This window comes from Pseudomonas sp. S31 (assembly GCF_016648105.1).
GTDB lineage: Bacteria > Pseudomonadota > Gammaproteobacteria > Pseudomonadales > Pseudomonadaceae > Aquipseudomonas.
This window is the reverse complement of record NZ_JACVVE010000030.1, coordinates 45,219-64,873: the sequence shown is the minus strand read 5'-3', so window position 1 is coordinate 64,873 and position 19,655 is coordinate 45,219. Positions and strand designations below refer to the sequence as shown.

Annotated in this window: 16 protein-coding genes and 1 pseudogene; 12 read left to right on the top strand and 5 right to left on the bottom strand. The window is 64.0% G+C overall.

Going from position 1 to position 19,655, the window contains the following annotated elements; translation table 11 throughout:
- Nucleotides 1-5 precede the first annotated feature (5 nt).
- Both IAE37_RS20620 and edd read right to left on the bottom strand, forming a co-directional pair.
- A complete protein-coding gene (locus IAE37_RS20620) occupies nt 6-968 on the bottom strand; it encodes a glucokinase (protein WP_201176456.1) in 963 nt (320 codons plus the stop codon).
- Nucleotides 965-2,794, bottom strand: a complete 1,830-nt coding sequence (edd, locus tag IAE37_RS20615) for a phosphogluconate dehydratase (RefSeq protein WP_201176454.1) — start codon at nt 2,792-2,794, stop codon at nt 965-967. The genes IAE37_RS20620 and edd overlap by 4 nt, the downstream gene beginning before the upstream one ends.
- A gap of 266 nt (nt 2,795-3,060) precedes the next feature.
- Between edd and gap the strand changes: the two genes are divergently transcribed.
- From gap to IAE37_RS20585, 6 genes are all read left to right on the top strand, one after another.
- Entirely contained in the window at nt 3,061-4,062 is a 1,002-nt protein-coding gene (gap, locus tag IAE37_RS20610) for a type I glyceraldehyde-3-phosphate dehydrogenase (protein ID WP_201176453.1), read from the top strand.
- A gap of 108 nt (nt 4,063-4,170) precedes the next feature.
- Nucleotides 4,171-4,683, top strand: coding sequence for an RNA polymerase sigma factor (locus tag IAE37_RS20605; protein ID WP_201176450.1), 513 nt, complete (start codon nt 4,171-4,173; stop codon nt 4,681-4,683).
- 91 nt (nt 4,684-4,774) lie between these two features.
- Nucleotides 4,775-5,734 (top strand): FecR family protein, encoded by a 960-nt coding sequence (locus IAE37_RS20600; RefSeq protein ID WP_201176448.1) that lies wholly within the window; start codon nt 4,775-4,777, stop codon nt 5,732-5,734.
- Nucleotides 5,735-5,881: 147 nt separating this feature from the next.
- Complete coding sequence (locus tag IAE37_RS20595; RefSeq protein ID WP_201176447.1) at nt 5,882-8,485, top strand: TonB-dependent receptor; 2,604 nt, start codon at nt 5,882-5,884, stop codon at nt 8,483-8,485.
- Nucleotides 8,486-8,699: 214 nt separating this feature from the next.
- Nucleotides 8,700-9,293, top strand: a complete 594-nt coding sequence (locus IAE37_RS20590) for a biliverdin-producing heme oxygenase (RefSeq protein ID WP_201176446.1) — start codon at nt 8,700-8,702, stop codon at nt 9,291-9,293.
- A 54-nt stretch (nt 9,294-9,347) separates the two neighbouring features.
- Nucleotides 9,348-9,761: a YbaN family protein gene (locus IAE37_RS20585; RefSeq protein ID WP_201176445.1), complete on the top strand. Its 414-nt coding sequence runs from the start codon at nt 9,348-9,350 to the stop codon at nt 9,759-9,761.
- On the opposite strand, the gene arcD (IAE37_RS20580) is transcribed toward IAE37_RS20585, so the two are convergent.
- Complete coding sequence (gene arcD, locus IAE37_RS20580) at nt 9,741-11,168, bottom strand: arginine-ornithine antiporter (protein WP_201176444.1); 1,428 nt, start codon at nt 11,166-11,168, stop codon at nt 9,741-9,743. The two genes, IAE37_RS20585 and arcD (IAE37_RS20580), sit on opposite strands and share 21 nt — an antisense overlap.
- Nucleotides 11,169-11,612: 444 nt before the next feature.
- On the opposite strand from arcD (IAE37_RS20580), the gene arcD (IAE37_RS20575) reads away from it, so the two are divergent.
- The 6 genes from arcD (IAE37_RS20575) (at nt 11,613) to IAE37_RS20550 (ending at nt 18,597) form a co-directional block, all read left to right on the top strand.
- The gene (gene arcD / locus IAE37_RS20575) at nt 11,613-13,040 is read left to right on the top strand and encodes an arginine-ornithine antiporter (protein WP_201176443.1); all 1,428 of its coding nucleotides are present in this window, start codon (nt 11,613-11,615) and stop codon (nt 13,038-13,040) included.
- Between the two features lie 35 nt (nt 13,041-13,075).
- Nucleotides 13,076-14,329 carry an arginine deiminase gene (gene arcA, locus IAE37_RS20570; RefSeq protein ID WP_201176442.1) on the top strand — a complete coding sequence of 418 codons (1,254 nt, stop codon included), beginning with the start codon at nt 13,076-13,078 and terminating at the stop codon, nt 14,327-14,329.
- A 79-nt stretch (nt 14,330-14,408) separates the two neighbouring features.
- Nucleotides 14,409-15,419, top strand: a complete 1,011-nt coding sequence (locus tag IAE37_RS20565) for an ornithine carbamoyltransferase (protein ID WP_201176440.1) — start codon at nt 14,409-14,411, stop codon at nt 15,417-15,419.
- Nucleotides 15,420-15,578: 159 nt separating this feature from the next.
- Nucleotides 15,579-16,508, top strand: coding sequence for a carbamate kinase (gene arcC / locus IAE37_RS20560; protein ID WP_201176438.1), 930 nt, complete (start codon nt 15,579-15,581; stop codon nt 16,506-16,508).
- 51 nt (nt 16,509-16,559) lie between these two features.
- Entirely contained in the window at nt 16,560-16,934 is a 375-nt protein-coding gene (locus IAE37_RS20555) for a DUF5064 family protein (RefSeq protein WP_201176437.1), read from the top strand.
- Between the two features lie 154 nt (nt 16,935-17,088).
- The gene (locus IAE37_RS20550) at nt 17,089-18,597 is read left to right on the top strand and encodes a sigma-54-dependent transcriptional regulator (protein ID WP_201176435.1); all 1,509 of its coding nucleotides are present in this window, start codon (nt 17,089-17,091) and stop codon (nt 18,595-18,597) included.
- Between the two features lie 7 nt (nt 18,598-18,604).
- Here IAE37_RS20550 and IAE37_RS29290 read toward each other — a convergent pair whose 3' ends face one another.
- Entirely contained in the window at nt 18,605-19,030 is a 426-nt protein-coding gene (locus tag IAE37_RS29290) for a hypothetical protein (RefSeq protein WP_442967843.1), read from the bottom strand.
- A gap of 55 nt (nt 19,031-19,085) precedes the next feature.
- Nucleotides 19,086-19,598 (bottom strand): annotated as a pseudogene (locus tag IAE37_RS29285) (Na/Pi symporter); the annotation flags it as partial.
- Nucleotides 19,599-19,655 lie beyond the last annotated feature (57 nt).

Sequence of the window (19,655 nt, the reverse complement as noted above, 5' to 3'; positions counted from 1 at the left end):
ATCGCCTATCCGTGATCCAGCGCCTGCTGCAGGGCTACACCGGCGCCCAGCAACCCGGAAAACTCAGCCGTCACCAGCCACACCGGCACCCCGGCGAAGTAGCCGCTCATGCAACCCTTGTCGGCAAAGCTCTGGGCAAAACCGCTGCGCAGGAACAGCTCGGCGAAACGCGGGATCACGCCGCCGACAATATAGACCCCACCACGCGCGCCGAGGGTAAGTACATTGTTACCGGCCACTCGGCCAAGGAATCGGCAGAACTGCTCGATTACCGCCAGGGCCCGTGGCTCGCCGGCCAGCGCGGCATCGGTGATCGCTGCAGGGGTCTTGTGTCGCGGTGTGTCGCCATCCAGCGCGCAGATCGCCTCGTACAAGCGCACCAGGCCACCGCCACTGAGCACCGTTTCGGCGCTGGCATGGCCGATCTGCCCATGGATCTGCTGGTGGATCGCCGCCTCGCGGGCATTGCCTACCGGCAGGTCGACATGCCCGCCCTCGCCCGGCAAGGCCAACCAACCGCGCTCGCCCATACGCAGCAGGCTGCCGACACCGAGCCCGGTGCCAGGGCCGATCACCAGCGCCGGGCGCAGCGGGTCGGCCTGGCCGGGGCACACCTCCTGGAATTCGCCGGGGCGCAGGCGCGTCATGCCCAGCGCCATGGCCGAGAAATCGTTGGTCAGCAGCAGGCGCTCGACCTGCAGTGCCTGGCAGAACGCCGTGCGGTTCAAGCGCCAATGGTTGTTGGTGAAACGAAAGTCCTCGCCGTCGACTGGCCCGGCGACCGCCAGGCATACAGCCGAAAGGCCACCACGGGCGACACCCTGACCGTCGAGGTAGGCCGCGATGGCCTGCTCGGGGCTGGTGTAGTCGGCGGTGGCGAACACCTTCACCGCATGCAGCTGGTTGTCGCGCCACAGCGCGAAACGGGCATTGGTACCACCGATGTCGCCAACCAGCAGGTCCTTCATTTGAGGTTCTCCAGGGCCGAGGTGAAGGCGCTGGCGCCCTGCTCGGCCGGGCTGAATGCCATGCGCATGAAACCGAACAGCTCACGCCCGCAGCCTTCGTCGTTGCCCTGCGGGGCGGCTGGCAGGTCGCGGCTGGCCAGTACCTCCGCTGCAACCATCACCTGCAATGTGCCTTCGACACCATCGACCCGCACGATATCCCCGTCGCGCACCTTTGCCAGCGGACCACCGTCGAACGCCTCGGGGCAGACGTGGATCGCCGCCGGGATCTTGCCCGAAGCACCGGACATACGCCCGTCGGTGACCAGCGCGACCTTGTAGCCGCGATCCAGCAGCACGCCGAGGAAAGGCGTCAGCTTGTGCAGTTCGGGCATGCCATTGCAGCGTGGCCCCTGGAAACGCACCACCGCAACGAAATCGCGCTCCAGCTCACCGGCCTTGAAGGCGTCGGCGAGCGACTGCTGGTCGTCGAAGATCCGCGCTGGCGCCTCCACCACCTGGTGTTCAGGCGCTACCGCCGAGACTTTCATCACGCCTCGGCCGAGGTTGCCCTGCATCACCCGCAAGCCGCCTTCGGGCGAGAACGGCCGCGCCACTGGCCGCAGGATGTTTTCGTCGAGGCTCTGCCGTGGCCCCTCGCGCCATACCAGGCGACCATCGTCGAGGAACGGCTCCTGGGTGTAGCGGCGCAGGCCGTGCCCGGCCACGGTGTTGACGTCCTCATGCAGCAGCCCGGCATCGAGCAGCTCGCGGATCAGGAAGGCCATGCCGCCCGCCGCCTGGAAGTGGTTGATGTCGGCCTTGCCGTTGGGGTACACGTGCGACAGGGTTGGCACCACTTCGGAAAGGTCGGCCATGTCCTGCCAGGTCAGCTGGATCCCGGCGGCCTGGGCGATAGCAGGAATGTGCAGGGTGTGATTGGTCGAACCGCCAGTGGCGTGCAGGGCGACGATGGCGTTGACCAAGGTCTTCTCGTCGACGATCTCGCCCAGCGGCATGAAGCCGCTGCCGCTGGCCTTGGTCAGGCGCGTGACCTGCTGCGCGGCCTCGGCAGTAAGAGCATCGCGCAGCGGCGTGTAGGGGTTGACGAACGAGGCGCCGGGCAGGTGCAGGCCCATCACTTCCATGACCAGTTGGTTGGTGTTGGCGGTGCCGTAGAACGTGCAGGTCCCTGGGCCGTGGTAGGACTTCATCTCCGACTCGAGCAACTGCTCGCGGCTGGCCTTGCCTTCGGCGTAGCGCTGGCGCACGTCGGCCTTTTCCTTGTTGGAAATACCCGAGGTCATCGGGCCACCTGGCACGAAGATCGTCGGCAGATGCCCGAAGCGCAGCGCGCCCATCATCAGCCCCGGGACGATCTTGTCGCAGATGCCGAGCATCAGCGCGGCATCGAACATGTTGTGCGACAGCGCCACGGCAGTGGACATGGCGATCACCTCACGGCTGGCGATGGCCAGTTCCATGCCCGGCTCGCCCTGGGTCACGCCATCGCACATGGCCGGTACACCGCCGGCGAACTGCCCCACCGAACCGACCTCGCGCAAGGCCTGTTTGATCTGTTCGGGGAAGTGCTGGTAGGGCTGGTGCGCCGAGAGCATGTCGTTGTAGGCCGAGACGATGGCCACGTTGGCCGCGTTCATCAGCCGCAGGCTGTGCTTGTCCTCGGTACCGCAGCCGGCCACGCCGTGGGCGAAGTTGGCACATTGCAGGCTGGCGCGCATGGGCCCGTCGCTGGCCGCACCGCGAATCAACCGCAGGTAGCGTTCACGGGTGGCACGGCTGCGCTCTACCAGCCGTCGGGTGACCTCAAGGATGCGCGGATGCATGTACTGGACTCCAGGCTAACTGTAAGGGTGGCCGTACCGGGCATTTCCCCTCCGGTCGATCGCAGCCTAGGCTCAATTGCAAAGGGGCCTGACGCATCGAGGAGGTGGCCTTGCCGACCACTCGTTGTATGTTTAAACAAAATTCTGCCAGTAAAAAGGCTTGTTTTCTATCAGCCAGTGAATAATCTTGTAATTCCAACAACAAAACCGTTTCAGTGAAGCTCCTTTGTGCCACAGGTTTCACTCGGACTGCCAGAGGTACTGCCATGACTCTACGCATCGCCATCAACGGATTCGGCCGCATCGGGCGCAACGTCCTGCGCGCACTGTATACCCAAGGCTACCGCCAGGACCTGCAGGTCGTCGCCATCAACGATCTCGGCGACAGCACCATGAATGCCCACCTGCTCAAGTACGACAGCGTGCACGGCACCTTCGATGCCACGGTCGAGGCCGATCACGAGAGCCTGACCGTCAACGGTGACCGGATTGCGGTCAGCGCCATCCGCAACCCCGCCGACCTGCCCTGGAAAGCCGAAGCGATCGACGTCGTGTTCGAGTGTACCGGGCTGTTCACCGAACGGGCCAAGGCCGCCGCGCACCTGGCGGCTGGCGCTGGCAAGGTGATTGTCTCGGCACCGGCCAAAGGTGCCGACGCCACCATCGTGTACGGCGTCAACCACGACATTCTGCGCCCGTCACACCAGATCATTTCCAGCGCCTCCTGCACCACCAACTGCCTGGCACCGATCGCTCAGGTGCTGCACCGCGAGTTCGGCATCGAGCAGGGCCTGATGACCACCATCCATGCCTATACCAACGACCAGGTGCTGACCGACGTCTACCACAGCGACCCGTACCGCGCCCGCTCGGCCACCCAGTCGATGATCCCGAGCAAGACCGGCGCCGCCGAGGCCGTGGGCCTGGTGCTGCCGGAGCTGGCCGGCAAGCTGACCGGCATGGCCGTGCGCGTGCCGGTGATCAACGTGTCGCTGGTCGACCTCACCGTCAACCTCAAGCGCGAGGCCAGCGCCGAGCAGGTCAACCAGTTGTTCCTCGAAGCCAGCCGCCACTCCCGGGTGCTGGGCTACAACGCCCTGCCGCTGGTGTCGTGCGATTTCAACCATAACCCGCTGTCGTCGATCTTCGACGCCAACCACACCCGCGCCAATGGGCACATGCTCAAGGTGCTGGCGTGGTACGACAACGAATGGGGGTTCTCCAACCGCATGCTGGATAACTGCCTGGCGCTGTGCAACGCACGGTAGGCACGAACGCGCACCGCACAATCTTTACCTTTTCCTAACAATTCGGTGCTTGACCTGGCAGGCAGATGATAAGCATTATCATTAACCTTTCGTCGGCCAGGTCACCCCGTGAGTCAGTCCCGGTTCAATTCCGTCTTCATCGTCCAGCGGCTTTCCCTGCTGCGTACCCTCCAACGCATGGTGGGCAATCCCAGCACGGCCGAAGACCTGCTCCAGGAAACCTACCTGCGCGTGTCACGGGCACTGAGCGAGCGGCCCATCGACCACCTCGAACCGTTCGTGTTCCAGACCGCCCGCAACCTGGCCCTCGATCACCTGCGCAGCCGTCGCGTGCAAGCCCGCACACTGGTCGACGATGTGCCCGACGAAGTGCTGCACAGCGTTGCCGCGCCGGCCAGCAGCAGCGAGGATGCCGCTCACGCCGAACGCCTGCTCAAGCAACTGAGCGTCAGCCTCGGGCAACTGAGCGATCGCCAGCAGCGTATTTTCATTCTCAGCCGCGTGCATGGCGCCAGCTACCTGGAAATCGCCGAGCAGTTGAAGGTCTCGGCGAGTACCGTTCAGAAGGAACTGAAACTGATCATGGCCATCTGCATGGGCGTGGCCGACCGCCTGCGCTGAACCGACCAGCGGCCTGGCAGGGAGCCCAATGCCCTTGCCATGCCCGGCCTTTGCCTTGATCATGCGCGAAAAACCATTCCAGGGATCCACCGTGACCGACAGCCCCGTCCCTCACCCGCCACCCAGCGGGCCCGACGCACGCGCACGCGCCATGGACGAGGCGCTGGACTGGCTCGTGCGCCTGCAATGCGCCACAGAAGAGGACACCCTGGCCTTCGAGCACTGGCTCGGCGCGGCCAGCGAAAACGCCGAAGCCTATGTGCAGGCCGAAGCCCTGTGGAATGGCACTGCGCTGCGCGAGGCCGCCGTGCAACTGCAGCAGCACCAGCGCCGCTCGCTGCGCGGGCGCCTGCGCGCGCACTGGAAACCACTGGCCACCGCTGCACTGCTGCTGGTCGGCCTGTTCACCTTCGGCAACCTGCCCGTGCGCCTGCAGGCCGACCACCTGACCGTGGTAGGAGAACGCCAGCGCCTGGAACTGGGCGACGGCGCCAAGGTGTTGCTCAACACCAACTCGGCCTTCGCCAGCGACCTGCGTGACGGTCGTCAGGTCGCCCGCCTGTTGCAAGGCGAAGCGTATTTCCAGGTAGCCAGCGGGCAGGTTCCGCTCGAGGTTCAGGCCGGTCCGCTGCGCGCCCAGGTGCGTGATACCGACTTCGCCGTGCGCTATCTCGACGGCGAGGCCCAAGTGCGAGTGCAACGCGGTGACGTCGACCTGCAGGGGGCTCGCGACCAGCGTATCCGCCTCAGCGCCGGAGACAGCATCAGCGTCGGCCCCGCCGGCTTCGGCCAACGCCAACGCCCCGACCTGACCAAGGACCTGGCCTGGATCGATGGTCGCCTGGTGTTCGAGAACTGCCCTCTCAGCCAGGTGCTGGCCGAGGTACGGCGCTACTACCCCGGCTGGATCATCAACCGCAACAGCCACCTGGATGACGTCGCGGTCACCGGCAACTACCGGCTCGACCAGCCGTTGCAGACCCTGCGCGCCCTCGCCCAGATCACCTCGGCGCAACTGCACGAATACCCAGCGCTGGTCATTCTCAACTGATGGATCGCGGCCCGCTGATGCGGGCCGAATTATTTTTACGCGATCGCAATAGCCCAGTCGTCTCGTTATAGCCAATGCAACTGATTCTTGTTTCAAACAAGTTCGGTTCATCACCTATAACAGTTCGCGCGTCTGGGAGCGCCTTCGATGTCCACAGGTCAAAATCGCCCGTCCACCCTTCCTGGCCGCAGCGGCCAACGGTCCCTGCTGAGTCTTTCGCTGTTGAACCTCGCCCTGCTCGCAGGCGGCGCCTACAGCCTGCCGGCGCTGGCCGTCGAGCCGGCCCAGGCGAGCAGCCCACGGATGGGCGACTACCGCTTCAACATCGCCCAGCAGCCGCTGGTCTCAGCCATCAACGCGTTCAGCCAGGTCACCGGCTGGCAGGTCGGTTTCAGCGCCGAACTGGCCGACGGCATCGCTTCGCCGGGCGTGCAGGGCTCGTTGCCGCCCGAGGCCGCGCTCAAGCGCCTGCTGCACGGCACTGGCCTGAACTTCCGCAGCGTCGGTAGCGGCAACGTGGTGCTCGAGCGCCAGGCCGCAGGCAATGCCATCGCCCTGCAGCAGATGACCGTCAGCGCCACCCGCAGCGCCCAGGAGGTCAGCCAGGTGCCGAGCACCGTCAGCGTGCACACCCGCGAACAGCTCGACCGCGACAACGTCAACAATATCCAGGACCTGGTGCGCTATGAACCCGGCGTGTCGGTGGCCGGTACCGGCCAGCGCAGTGGCCTCAACGGCTACAACATTCGCGGCATCGACGGCGAGCGTATCCTCACCCAGATCGACGGCGTGTCGATTCCCGACAGCTTCTTCTACGGCCCATACGCCCAGACCCAGCGCAACTATGTCGACCCCGAGATCGTCAAGCGCGTGGAAATTCTCCGCGGCCCGGCCTCGGTGCTGTACGGCAGCAACGCCATCGGTGGCGCGGTGAGCTACTTCACCCTCGACCCCGATGACATCATCAAGCCCGGCCAGGACGTCGGCGCCCGCTTGAAAACCGGCTACAGCTCGGCAGACGAAAGCTGGCTGACCTCGGCCACCGTGGCCGGCCGCCACGGCGACTTCGACGGCCTGCTGCACGTGAGCCAGCGCAACGGCCACGAGACCGAGTCCTACGGCAGCCACGGCGGCGCCGGCATCGACCGTACCGAGGCCAACCCGATGGACGTGCGCACCACCAACGTGCTGGCCAAGCTGGGCTGGAACTACGCCGACGACGCCCGCCTGGGCTTCACCTACGAGAACTACAAGGACGACCGCGACCAGAACGTGCTCAGCGCGGTCAACGGCCCCTACAACAAGGGCGCTCCCCTCAACATGTACAAGTCGCGCCAGGCCGAGGACACCATCACCCGTGAGCGCTTCGGCATCAACCACGAGTTCGGCCTGGACTCGGTCGTGGCCGACCACGTGAAGTGGAGCCTCAACTACCAGGTGGCCAAGACCAATCAGGACACCGCAGAAATCTACGTGCCCTTCGTACGCCAGGTCTATCGCACCCGCAATACCACCTACAAGGATCGCCAGTGGGTACTCGATGCCCAGTTCGACAAGGCCTTCAGCATCGGCCAGACCGACCACGAGCTGACCTACGGCACCACCATCAAGCACGAGAAAGTCACCGGCTCGCGCAGCGGCAATGGCACCTGCCTGGCTGTAGGCGCGGGTTGCTCGGCCGTCGGTGCCGACAGCGCCAGTGACCGCCAGCAACTGGTCAGCGACTTCCCGGCCCCGACCATCGACACCTACAGCCTGTTCGTGCAGGACCAGATCCGCTGGAACAACTGGACCTTCCTGCCGGGTGCACGCTATGACTACACCCGTCTGGAGCCGAAATTCACCGAGCAGTACCTGCGCGGTATCCAGGGTTCGAGCAGCACGGGTGCAGCGGCGCTGGACGACTCGCCGAAGAAGTGGCACCGGGTATCGCCGAAGTTCGGCATCACCTACGCGTTCAACGACAACTACACCTGGTATGGCCAGTACGCCGAAGGCTTCCGCACACCGACTGCCAAGTCCATGTATGGCCGCTTCACCAACGAGACCGTTGGCTACACCGTCAAAGGCAACCCCGGGCTGGAGCCTGAGAAGAGCAAAGGCTATGAAACCGGCCTGCGTGGCAACTTCGATGCGGGTAACTTCGATGTAGCGGTGTTCTATAACAAGTACCGCGACTTCATCGATGAAGACGCCGTACAGAGCGCCACCCTGGGCCAAACCTTCCAGGCCGCCAACATCAAGCACGCCACCATCAAGGGTGCCGAGGTCAAGGGTCGCCTGAACCTGGACCACTTCGGTGCACCGCAGGGCCTGTATACCCAGGGCTCGATCGCCTACACCTACGGCCGCAACGACGATACCGGCGAGCCGCTGAACACGGTCAACCCGCTCAAGGGCGTATTCGGCCTGGGCTACGACCAGGATAACTACGGCGGCCTGCTGAGCTGGACCCTGGTCAAGCGCAAGACCCGCGTCGACGACACCTCCTACTTCGACGCCGATGGCTCGTCCTCGAAATTCCGCACCCCAGGCTACGGCGTGCTGGACCTGACCGGCTTCTACAAGATCACCAACGACGTGACGGTCAACGCCGGCCTCTACAACCTCACCGACAAGAAGTACTGGCAGTGGGATTCGGTACGCAGCTACGACGGCCAGGGCGAGGCCGGCGTGACCCAGCCTGCCAACCTCGACCGCCTGACCATGCCGGGGCGCAATTTCGCGGTCAACGTGGTTTGGGATATCTGATCTGAAGCGCCGCTGATCGGCATTTCGTCAGTCACGGCCTATTCGCGGCGGTTCGGCGCCCCGATGAACCCGCTCCTACAGGCACAGCGATACCCTTGTAGGAGCGGGTTCACCCGCGAATAGGCCTGTCAGCACAAAACCCCAGATTTTTTACTGTACCCAGCCCTCTGTTTCGTCTTGTCACTAGACGCCATCATTTTCCAAGGACACCCCCATGACCGATCGCCCAGCCCCGCGCTCGCAACGCCTGAACCAGGTCACCCACGCCCCCCACGCCGAACTCGATGCGCTGGTCAAATCCCACGCGCCGTTCGACAGCCGCGAAAGCTTCGCCCGCTTCGTCGTCGCCCAATACCTGTTCCAGGCCGAGCTGCAGTCCCTGTACAACGACCCGCAACTGATCGCCATCGTCCCCGACCTGGCCCAGCGCTGCCGCGCCGAACAGGCCCGCCTGGACCTCGCCGACCTCGGCACCGAGGTGCCCGCCGCCGTGCCCGGCGCACTGCGCAACCCCAGCCTGGGTGAAGCCATGGGCTGGATCTTCGTCTCCGAAGGCTCCAAACTGGGCGCTGCGTTTCTGATCAAGCGCGCGGTGGCCTTGCAGTTGTCCGACAGCTTCGGCGCCCGGCACCTGGGCGAACCGGCCGGTGGCCGTGCCGAGGGCTGGAAGCAGTTCACCCGGATTCTCGACGGCCTGGCACTGTCGCCCGAAGAGGACGCCGCCGCCGAGCGTGCCGCAGTGGCCGCCTTCGAGCGCTTCACCGAGCTGCTCAAGCACGCTTACGCTGTGGACGCCGCACCGGCCTGACACGCACCACCCGGCCACCCTTCCGGTGGCCGGACCGTTTTTCGCAGTGAGAACATGACCCGACCTGCCCGCTCCAAACTGTCGCGCCTGCTGTATGGCATCCTGGCTTACGTGAGCCTGGGCATCGGCCTGGTCGCCATCGTCATCCCCGGCCTGCCGACCACCGAGTTCATTCTCCTGGCCGCCTGGGCCGCGACGCGCAGCTCGCCGCGCTTGTCGGCCTGGCTGGAGCGCCACCGTCTATTCGGGCCGATCCTGTACAACTGGCGCAACGGCAAGATCATCCAGCGCCGGGCAAAGGTCAGCGCCACGCTGAGCATGCTGGTGTGCGCAGGATTGATGCTGGTGTTTCTCGAGCACCGCTGGCCGGTCTTCCTGGCCATTGGCGGCATGACCCTCGGCAACCTGTGGATCTGGTCCCGTCCCGAGCAGGCCAGCGTGCCGGCGTCAGAGGCTCAACAGCCCTGAATACAGGGAGTAGGCGGCAAACGCGGCGCCCAGCAGCACGGCGATGAAAATGAGTTTTTCCCAGGGTGTGAACAGCGCCTGGCCTTGCTCGCGCTTGGCCCGGGCGAACAGGATCACCCCAGGCGCATACAGCAACGCCGACAGCAGCAGGTATTTCAAACCGCCGGCGTACAGCAGCCACACCGCGTACAGCAACGCCAGCAGCCCTACCAACAGGTCCTTGTGCCGCCGTTTCGGCTGCCCCGCGTAGGTCTCGCCGCGCGCCGCCAGCAGCACCGCATAGGCCGCCGACCACAGGTAGGGCACCAGGATCATCGACGAGGCCAGGTAGATCAGGCTGGTGTAGGTACCCGCCGAGACCAGCGTGATCAGCAGGAAACCCTGAATCATGCAGTTGGTCAGCCACAGGGCATTGGCCGGCACGTGATTGGCGTTTTCCTTGGCCAGGAAGCGCGGCATGGTCTTGTCTCGTGCGGTGGCGTAGAGGATCTCGGCACACAGTAGCGCCCACGAGAGCAAGGCCCCGAGCAACGAGACCGCCAACCCGACGCTGATCAGCAGCCCACCCCAAGGCCCGACGATGTACTCCAGCACGGCGGCCAGCGACGGGTTCTGCAACCCGGCCAGTTCCGGCTGGGTCATCACCCCCAGCGACAGCACGTTGACCAGCACCAGCAAGGCCAGCACACCGAGGAAGCCGATCACCGTGGCCTTGCCCACGTCCGAACGGTTCTGCGCGCGGCCAGAGTAGACACTGGCGCCCTCGATGCCGATGAACACGAATACCGTCACCAGCATCATGTTGCGCACCTGCTCGAGCACGTTGCCGAATTGTGGATTGCTCAAGCCCCAGATATCGCGGGTGAAGATATCGGCCTTGAAGGCGAACGCGGCGATCACCACGAAGATCAGCAGCGGCACCACCTTGGCCACGGTGGTGACCTGGTTGATGAACGCCGCCTCCTTGATGCCACGCAGTACCACGAAGTGCACGGTCCACAGCAGCAGCGAGGCGCAGCCGATGGCGATTGGCGTGTTGCCCTCGCCGAAGATCGGGTAGTAGAAACCCAAGGTACTGAACAGCAGCACGAAGTAGCCGACGTTGCCCAGCCAGGCACTGATCCAGTAGCCCCAGGCCGAAGAAAAGCCCATGTAGTCGCCGAACCCCGCCTTGGCGTAGGCGTAGACCCCTGAGTCGAGTTCCGGCTTGCGGTTGGCCAAGGTCTGGAACACGAAGGCCAGCGCCAGCATGCCGACCGCAGTGATGCCCCAACCGATCAATACCGCACCGACATCGGCGCGTGCCGCCATGTTCTGCGGCAGAGAGAAGATCCCGCCACCGATCATCGAACCAACCACCAGTGCGATCAGTGCGCCAAGGCGTAGCTTCTGTCCCGGTTCGCTCATGACGCTCCTTAACTTGCACGCTGTTAACTTGCACGCTGTCATTCATTTGCAACAGCCAGCGGCCTCATATATGTACCGGGCTTATATAACTTCGACGATTAAAGCTATAGCACTCATAACTGCTTTGTCTATAGCACCGCTTATGACAAATACGAACACCACAAGCACTATAGGGGAATCTGCTAAAACGCGAAATCCATGTGAAAAATTTGCGAAACCTGCAAAAGCGGCTAGCTTGAGAGTTCGCAGGCTGCACAGAGCGATTGCTCTAGAAAGACATGGAGGTGCCAGTTTTCAAGGCCTGTAGCCAAGCTGTCGGCACGCTCCAGGAGCCGCGTGAAGGAAATCTCCCACTTCACGTGATCACACACTGATTTATGTCAGTTTGTGACTCAGGCGTCGGATTTATTCTGTCGTCAACTTTCTCCTGGTAGGAGTTGTTAAATGTCTGATTCTTCCGGAAAACTAAAACTCGGCGCATTAGTTGCACTTGTCGTTGGCTCGATGATTGGCGGCGGGATTTTCTCGTTGCCACAAAACATGGCCGCCAGCGCAGAGGTGGGGGCCGTGCTGATTGGCTGGGCGATCACCGCCGTCGGCATGCTGACCCTGGCCTTCGTGTTCCAGACCCTGGCCAACCGCAAGCCTGACCTCGACGGCGGGGTGTACGCGTACGCCAAGGCCGGCTTCGGCGACTACATGGGCTTTTCCTCGGCCTGGGGCTACTGGATCAGCGCCTGGCTGGGCAACGTCGGCTACTTCGTGCTGCTGTTCAGTACCCTCGGCTACTTCTTCCCGATCTTCGGCGAAGGCAATACCCCCGCGGCCATCATCGGTGCGTCGATCCTGCTCTGGGCCGTGCATTTCCTGGTGCTGCGCGGCATCAAGGAAGCGGCGTTCATCAACCTGGTCACCACCGTGGCCAAGGTCGTGCCGCTGCTGATCTTCGTGCTGATCTGCCTGTTCGCCTTCAAGCTGGACATCTTCACAGCCGATATCTGGGGCGCGGGTGCACCTGAGCTGGGCAGCGTGATGAACCAGGTGCGCAACATGATGCTGGTCACCGTGTGGGTGTTCATCGGCATCGAGGGGGCGAGCATCTTCTCGTCGCGGGCGGAAAAACGCTCGGACGTCGGTAAGGCCACGGTCATCGGCTTCATCACCGTGCTGCTGTTCCTGGTGCTGGTCAACGTGCTGTCGTTGGGGGTGATGACCCAACCGGAACTGGCCAAGCTGCAGAACCCGTCGATGGCCGCCGTGCTCGAACACGTGGTAGGCCACTGGGGCGCGGTGCTGATCAGTGTCGGCCTGGTTATCTCGCTGCTCGGCGCCCTGCTGTCATGGGTGCTGCTGTGCGCCGAGATCATGTTCGCCGCCGCGAAAGACCACACCATGCCGGAGTTCCTGCGCCGCGAAAACAGCAAGCAGGTGCCGGCCAACGCACTGTGGCTGACCAACGCCATGGTGCAGATCTTCCTCGTCATCACCCTGTTCTCCAGCAGTACCTACCTGTCGCTGATCTACCTCGCCACCTCGATGATCCTGGTGCCCTACCTGTGGTCGGCAGCCTACGGTTTCCTGCTGGCCTTGCGTGGCGAGACCTATGAACAAGCCGCAGCCGAACGCAGCAAGGACCTGTTGATTGGCGGTATCGCGCTCGTGTACGCCATCTGGCTGCTGTATGCCGGCGGCGTGAAGTATCTGCTGCTTTCCGCGCTGCTGTATGCCCCTGGCGCGATCCTGTTCGCCAAGGCCAAGCGCGAAGTCGGCCAACCGATTTTCACCAACATCGAAAAACTGGTCTTCGCCGCCGTGGTCGTGGGTGCCCTCGTGGCCGCCTATGGCCTGTACGACGGATTCCTGACCCTTTGATTTCCTGGTCTTCGCCTTATTGGAGGATTTGAACCATGTCCACTGAAAAACAGAAGTACGGTGTCCACTCCGAGGCCGGCAAGCTGCATAAAGTGATGGTTTGTGCTCCGGGCCTGGCGCACAAGCGCCTGACCCCCAGCAACTGCGACGAACTGTTGTTCGATGACGTGATCTGGGTCGACCAGGCCAAGCGGGACCACTTCGACTTCGTCACCAAGATGCGCGAGCGCGGCGTCGAGGTGCTGGAGATGCACAACCTGCTGACCGACATCGTGCAGAACAAAGAGGCCCTGAAATGGATCCTCGACCGCAAGATCACCCCTGACACCGTTGGCGTCGGCCTGACCAACGAAGTGCGCAGCTGGCTCGAAGGCCTGGAGGCCCGTCACCTGGCCGAGTTCCTGATCGGCGGCGTCGCCGGCCAGGACCTGCCGGCGAGCGAAGGCGCCGACGTGGTCAAGATGTACAACGATTACCTCGGCCACTCCAGCTTCATCCTGCCGCCGCTGCCCAACACCCAGTTCACCCGTGACACCACCTGCTGGATCTACGGCGGGGTGACGCTCAACCCGATGTACTGGCCGGCGCGACGCCAGGAAACCCTGCTGACCACCGCCATCTACAAGTTCCACCCGCAGTTCACCGGTGCCGACTTCCAGGTCTGGTACGGCGACCCGGACAAAGACCATGGCAGCGCCACCCTCGAAGGCGGTGACGTGATGCCGATCGGCAAGGGCATCGTGCTCATCGGCATGGGTGAGCGCACCTCGCGCCAAGCCATCGGCCAACTGGCGCAGAACCTGTTCGCCAAGGGCGCAGTTACCGAAGTGATCGTCGCCGGCTTGCCGAAATCCCGCGCGGCCATGCACCTGGACACCGTGTTCAGCTTCTGCGATCGCGACGTGGTCACGGTGTTCCCGGAAGTGGTCAAGGAAATCGTGCCGTTCATCATCCGTCCGGACGAGGGCAAGCCCTACGGCATGGACGTGCGCCGCATCAACAAGTCGTTCATCGAGGTGGTCGGCGAGCAGCTTGGGGTCAAGCTGCGGGTGGTCGAGACCGGCGGCAACAGCTTCGCCGCCGAGCGTGAGCAGTGGGACGACGGCAACAACGTGGTGGCCATCGAGCCGGGCGTGGTGGTCGGCTACGACCGCAACACCTACACCAACACCCTGCTGCGCAAGGCCGGCATCGAAGTCATCACCATCAGCGCCGGCGAGCTGGGCCGCGGCCGTGGCGGCGGCCACTGCATGACCTGCCCGATCGTGCGCGATCCGGTCGACTACTAGTTCGCCCAAACCCGGCGGCGCCAGCAGGCGCCCGCCGGGCCCCGCCCCACATTCATTGAAAGCCTAAGGAGATACCGTCATGGCGTTCAACATCCGCAATCGCAACCTGCTCAGTCTCGAACATCACACCACTCGCGAGCTGAAGTACCTGCTGGACCTCTCCCGCGACCTCAAGCGCGCCAAGTACACCGGCACCGAGCAGCAGCACCTGAAGGGCAACAACATCGCCCTGATCTTCGAGAAGACCTCCACCCGCACCCGCTGCGCCTTCGAGGTCGCCGCCTATGACCAGGGCGCCAACGTCACCTACATCGACCCCAACTCTTCGCAGATCGGCCACAAGGAAAGCATGAAGGACACCGCCCGCGTGCTCGGGCGCATGTACGACGCCATCGAGTATCGCGGTTTCAAGCAGGAAATCGTCGAGGAACTGGCCAAGTTCGCTGGCGTTCCCGTGTTCAACGGCCTCACCGACGAATATCACCCGACCCAGATGATCGCCGACGTGCTGACCATGCGCGAGCACAGCGACAAGCCGCTGCACGACATCAGCTACGTGTACCTGGGTGACGCCCGCAACAACATGGGCAACTCGCTGCTGCTGATCGGCGCCAAGCTCGGCATGGACGTGCGTATCGCCGCGCCAAAAGCCCTGTGGCCCCATGACGACCTGGTCGAACGCTGCAAGAAATACGCAGAAGAGAGCGGCGCGCGCATCACGCTCACCGAGGACGCCAAGGCTGCGGTCAAGGGCGTCGACTTCATCCACACCGACGTCTGGGTGTCGATGGGTGAGCCAATCGAAGCCTGGGGCGAGCGCATCAAGCTGCTCAAGCCCTATCAGGTGAACAAGGAGCTGATGAAGGCCTCGGGCAACCCGCGCACCAAGTTCATGCACTGCCTGCCAGCGTTCCACAACTCCGAGACCAAGGTCGGCAAGCAGATCGCCGAACAGTATCCGGACCTGGCCAACGGCATCGAAGTGACCGACGACGTGTTCGAGTCGCCAGCGTGCATCGCCTTCGAGCAGGCGGAGAATCGCATGCACACGATCAAGGCGATCCTGGTGTCGACCCTGGCCGATCTCTGACGGCTGGCGACACGCAGCCCTGTAGGAGCGGGTTCACCCGCGAAAGCGTCGGTAGCACCAGCTGCGTTGCTTGGGCTCACGCATTCGCGGGTGAACCCGCTCCTACAGGGGTGAGGTATGGCTTCGAAACCCTCTTTACTTGCTAAAAGGACATTCCCCATGCGTATCGTTGTAGCTTTGGGCGGCAACGCCCTGCTGCGTCGCGGCGAGCCCATGACCGCTGAGAACCAGCGAATCAACATCCGTACCGCCACTGAACAGATCGCCAAGATCCACCCCGGCAACGAGCTGGTCATCGCCCACGGCAACGGCCCCCAGGTCGGCCTGCTGTCGCTCCAGGGCATGGCCTACAAGCCCGACGAGGCCTACCCGCTGGATGTGCTGGGCGCCGAGACAGAAGGCATGATCGGCTACATGATCCAGCAGGAGCTGGGCAACCTGCTGCCCTTCGAGGTGCCCCTGGCCACCTTGCTCACCCAGGTCGAGGTAGACGCCAACGACCCTGCCTTCAAGGACCCGAGCAAGTTCATCGGCCCGGTGTACAGCAAGGAAGAAGCCGAACGCCTGGCCAAGGAAAAGGGTTGGGTGGTCAAGCCCGACGGCGACAAATACCGCCGCGTGGTGGCCAGCCCGAAACCCAAGCGCATCTTCGAAATCCGCCCGGTCCAGTGGCTGCTGGAAAAGCAGAGCGTGGTGATCTGCGCTGGTGGTGGCGGCATCCCCACCATGTACGATGACAACCGCAAGCTCAAGGGCATCGAGGCGGTGATCGACAAGGACCTGGCCTCGGCCCTGCTGGCCGAACAGCTCGAGGCGGACTTGCTGGTGATCGCCACCGACGTCGACGCCGCCTACATCGACTGGGGCAAACCGTCGCAGAAGGGCATCGCCGAAGCCCATCCCGACGAACTCGAACGCCTGGGCTTCGCCGCAGGCTCCATGGGGCCGAAGGTACAGGCCGCCAGCAACTTCGCCCGCAACACCGGCAAGGTGGCCGTGATCAGCTCGCTGGAAAACATCGAGGAGATCGTCAAGGGGACCGCCGGTACCCGAGTGTCCGTCAGCGCGTCCGGAATCAGCTACCGTTGATGCATCAGGCGGGCGCTGTCCGCCCGCCATCTTCACCTCCGGAGGACCGCCATGGCCAAGTACGAACCCGGTCACGTACACATCGAGCGCACCGCGCTGAACCAGAACGACCACAGCTATGACCTCAAGATCGACTACGAGGCGACGACCGACGAAAAGGAAGGCCGCGGGATCCAGTTTCGCCTGCATGGCATCATCGAAGGCAAGACGGTCGACGAGAAATTCTTCCTGTCCAAGGACCAGGTACTACCCAGTTTCCTGATGAAAGCCTCGCGCATTGCTCAGTCCTATCTCCCCCCGCACCAGAAATTCGAAACCCTGGGTTCGCCCCACAAACTCTACGACGCGATGTTCGAAGACATCCGCCAGAAGCTGGACGTGAAGTCCGGCGATCCGGTCAAACCCGAACACCTGGGTAACGCCTAACCTCATGCGTAACGGCCGCTCCCCTGTAGGAGCGGCCTCGTGCCGCGAAGGGCTGCGCAGCAGCCCCAAGCGTTGTGCAGCGCTGCCAGCCTTGGGCGCGGGCCCCGACTAGGGGCATACTAGCGCCCTCCCCAAGCCACCAACCCGCCCCAGCATGCGCATCCACGTCAGCTTCATCGACCGCGTCGGCATCACCCAGGAAGTCCTGGCCCTGCTCGGTGCCCGCAATCTCAACCTGGACGCGGTGGAAATGGTACCGCCGAACGTCTACATCGATGCCCCGACCCTGAGCCCTGCCGTGCTCGAGGAGTTGCATGACGCCCTGTTCGACGTGCAGGGCGTGCAGTCGGTGGAGGTGGTCGATATCCTCCCCGGCCAGCGCCGCCACCTGCAACTCGATGCCCTGCTCGCGGCCATGAGCGACCCGGTGCTGGCGGTGGACAGCGCCGGCAAGGTACTGCTGGCCAACCCAGCGCTGATCGCCTTGTGCGGGCGCGAATCGGCGGGCCGCTCGGTGAGCGAGCTGTTCGACGACCCGGCGTTGCTGCAAGCCCTGCTGGACAACAATTTCCACCTGCCGATGCGCGAAATGCAGCTCAACGGCCAGAGCCTGCTGCTCGACGCCACCCCTATCACCAACGCCGGCGGCCTGCTGACGCTGTACCCGCCTACGCGCATGGGCGAACGTCTGTCGGCCCTGCATCACGACCATGCCGAGGGCTTCGATGCCTTGCTCGGCGAATCGCCGGCGATCCGCACCCTCAAGGCCCGGGCGCTGCGTGTGGCGGCGCTGGACGCACCACTGCTGGTACATGGCGAGACCGGCACCGGCAAGGAGCTGGTGGCCCGCGCCTGCCATGCCTTGAGCAGCCGCCACGCCGCACCGTTCCTGGCATTGAACTGCGCAGCCCTGCCCGAGAGCCTGGCCGAGAGCGAGCTGTTCGGCTATGCCCCTGGCGCCTTCACCGGCGCCCAGCGCGGCGGCAAGCCGGGGCTGATGGAGCTGGCCAACCAGGGCACGGTGTTCCTCGACGAGATCGGCGAGATGTCGCCCTACCTGCAGGCCAAGCTCCTGCGCTTTCTCAACGATGGCAGTTTCCGCCGGGTGGGCGGCGATCGCGAGGTCAAGGTCGATGTGCGGATCATCAGCGCCACCCACCGCGACCTGGAGCGCATGGTGGCCGACGGCACCTTCCGCGAAGACCTGTTCTATCGCCTGAACGTGCTCAACCTGCAGGTACCTCCGCTGCGCGACCGAGGCCAGGACATCCTGATGCTGGCGCACTTCTTCATGCAGCAGGCCTGCACGCAAATCCAGCGTCCGCCCTGCCGGCTGGCCCCGGCCACCCATTCGGCATTGCTCGCCAACCCCTGGCCGGGCAACGTGCGCCAGTTGCAGAACGTGATCTTCCGCGCGGCAGCGATCTGCGAGGGCACGCTGGTGGACATCGGCGACCTGGACATCGCCGGCACCTCGGTGGCCCGTGGCCAAGACGGCGAAGTAGCCAGCCTGGAGCAAGCGGTCGGCGACTTCGAGCGGGAGCTGCTGCAACGCCTGTACGCCAGCTACCCCTCGACCCGGCTATTGGCGGGCCGCCTGCAGACATCGCATACCGCGATTGCGCAACGTTTGCGCAAGTACGGGATCCCCGGCAAGCCCTGAACGCGCTTCAGGCCAATTCCGCCAACAGCGGCTCGGGGCCCAGCAGGGCCTGGCGCTGGCGCTCGGCTTCGTGGCCCTCACCGAGCAACAGCAGGATGGCACACAGGCCACGGACGATGTTGTGGCTCGAACCCAGGTCGTTCATCAGCGAGCTGGTAACCATGCCATCCAGCGCCCCGCTGCGAATGCCGTCGTACAACGACTGGCGGAACCGCTCCTCGAAACGCTGCTCGCGCTCGTTCAGGGCCTGGAAGCGCACCGCCCATTGCTCGGGGTCGACATCGGCCAGGCTCAGCTGGCGGATCTCGCGCAGGCACTCCAGCACATGCCGGCGCAGCGCCAGGTAGTTCTGCCGCGCCACCGATCCGTCTGGCTCCAGGACATAGCGGCGCAGGTTCTTCTGCACCCGCCGGGCGTGCTTGACCGCGTCCACCAGCTGGAAAGCAGCCAGCTGGCAGTTACGCCAGAACGCCAGTTGCTCTGGTTCCGCCCAGGAAGATCATCGAGATGCCCAGCAGGAAGCGGCCGATGGCCTTGCCCTTGTCACCCAAGAAGCCCAGCAGCACGCCGAACACCAGCAACGGCATGGCCAGCGCCGACATGCTCAGGTTCTGCCCGGCCATGGCCAGGAACCAGATGCCGCTGGTGGCGCCCAGGTTGACCCCGAACAGCACCGCGATGCTACCAGCCAGGGTGATCAGGCCGGTACTGAGGAAGGCGATGGTCAGCAGCGACACCAAGGTGCTCGACTGCATGATGAAGGTCGCCACGCAGCCGAACATCAGGCCCTTGACCGGTGTCGCGGTGCTCTGCGCCAGCCAGGTCTCAAGGCGGCCACCGGCCAGGCTCTTGAGGCCCTGCTCGAGGCTTTGCATGCCGAAGATGAACAGCGCCAGGCCAGCCGCCAGCTGCAACCAGCTGGGGCTGAACCAGAACGACCAGGACAGCGCCAGGAACGCCAGCAACATCAATGAATACCGCGTGTTCAAAAACGTGCCCATGGTTGGCTCTCCCTCGCTGGCCGGTGACGCTGCGGACTGCCCAATCATAGCGGCTAA